2 protein-coding genes and 1 pseudogene are annotated in these 1659 nt (G+C 43.0%); all 3 read right to left on the reverse strand.

Features of this window, described 5'->3' with window-relative positions; translation table 11 throughout:
- Nucleotides 1–802, reverse strand: a pseudogene (locus Q3C19_RS18160) (IS66 family transposase); the annotation flags it as partial.
- 90 nt (nt 803–892) lie between these two features.
- Nucleotides 893–1225, reverse strand: a complete 333-nt coding sequence (gene tnpB, locus Q3C19_RS18165; RefSeq protein ID WP_087384163.1) for an IS66 family insertion sequence element accessory protein TnpB — start codon at nt 1223–1225, stop codon at nt 893–895.
- Nucleotides 1219–1581, reverse strand: a complete 363-nt coding sequence (locus Q3C19_RS18170) for a hypothetical protein (protein WP_234146204.1) — start codon at nt 1579–1581, stop codon at nt 1219–1221. The genes tnpB and Q3C19_RS18170 overlap by 7 nt, the downstream gene beginning before the upstream one ends.
- Between the last annotated feature and the right edge of the window lie 78 nt (nt 1582–1659).

The following is a 1659-nucleotide window of genomic DNA, read 5'->3' on the forward strand; positions in this document are numbered from 1 at the left end:
CATTGTAGATGTCAGCCCGGGCGTCATCTTTCATGGGAAGGAACATGCTTTCAATCCTGCCGTCGGCATGCTTTACCTTAAGCACTTCAAAGTGATGTTCCTCAATATGGCTCACGATATTTCTTATTTTACGATAGCTCGATGATATCACTACAGACCCCTCAGGAAGCATTGTATAATCGGACTTGTGTATTATCGGGGTGCCTACACAGTTCTTGTTGTATCTCATTCCTTTTCTATACGGTCTTTCCTTGGAATGAGGAGTGGCCGGAGTATCCTGCGTGTCGCATGATGCGGAAGGCTCTGACTGTGGAACTTCACCAGCCGGAGCAGTGGGAGTACCGTCAAAGTCATCCTTGTCGTCATGCTTTCCTTTTACGACCTTTTTGCGGTCAATGCCTTTAAGGCTTTTGGATGAAGCGTAAGTCTGGTTATTCATAAGTGAAAGACGCTCGACAAGGGCGTTATGCTTTTTCTCAAGCTTTTTGTATTCCTTGTCGCGGAGCTTGCATTCAATGGCAGCCTTTTCAGCCTTGCTGTTTGCCTTAAGCAGGGCATCTGTAAGGGAATCAATCTTACGGTTGGCGTCCTTCAGGTCTTTTCCTATTTCATCAAGTCGTGCTATCATTTCATCAAGCTGCTTGCTCTTGTTCTGATTCTCTTCAAACAGGAACAGGGCGAACCTCTTTATCTGCTCATTATCCATACCTTCAAGGGGTGTATGCTCCTTTTCAGGCCTGTTCATCATCTCTTCAAGATGCTTCTGTCTGAGTATGTGTTCTATAAGTTCCTCTGTTTCCATGTTCTCTAAATTTTATGTAAAGATACTCATTTTCAGTGAGATACGCAAATATTCAGAGAACTTTTATCGCTGATTTTCAGAGTTTTATCATTAAATCTTTATGCTCGTTATTACCGGAGTTTCAAGTATTGTGACCAGGTCTTTCCAGTCTATCTTATACACTGTCACATCGTCCTTACGCTCTATTTTCATGAACTTATAACCCTTAATGAAGGACTTCTCATGAAGGTAGTAGGCATTCCGCTCATAGTGTATCATACGAACCTTACGCTGGTCTTTCGACATAAACATGTAAACGTCTCCGTTCAGCGGATCTCGGTGATACCTGCCGCGGATTATCTCGCATATACGCTGGGCCTTACATCTCATATCGTGAAGTTCAGGAAGATAATAGAAGTTATGCAGTCCGTTAATACTTAGCATAAGCCCTCCAGTTTCTCCACCAGTGTTTTCAGCCCCTGATAGTCTAAGCCTTTCTTCTGTATGCACAAACCCTCACGGGTTCTAATCGTTACCATGATGCTCCCTTTATGGGGAGATGTACGTTTAGGCTTGCCTTTAGTAACATCCTGTTCTTCATTGCCTGCCTGGATCAACTCTTCAGGAATACCTTCCACTTCTACAGGTACAACTTTCTTCTGTGTCTTCTTGAACCAGTCATAGAATGCCGTGTAAGGAATGTTGTTGCTAATACAGAATGAGTTGATGGAAACTCCTTTGGGTTCGCCCTCGGTCTTGTAGAGGAACCACAGTCTTTCAAAATCTTTTTCGCTAAACATAATCTTTCGAGTTTTAAGTTTAGCACGAAGCTAAAGGAAAGGGACATACTAGTCAATACGCCAATTTTGGAAGCTTAC

This window comes from Bacteroides sp. ET489 (assembly GCF_030518095.1).
Classification (GTDB): Bacteria; Bacteroidota; Bacteroidia; order Bacteroidales; family Bacteroidaceae; genus Bacteroides; species Bacteroides ndongoniae.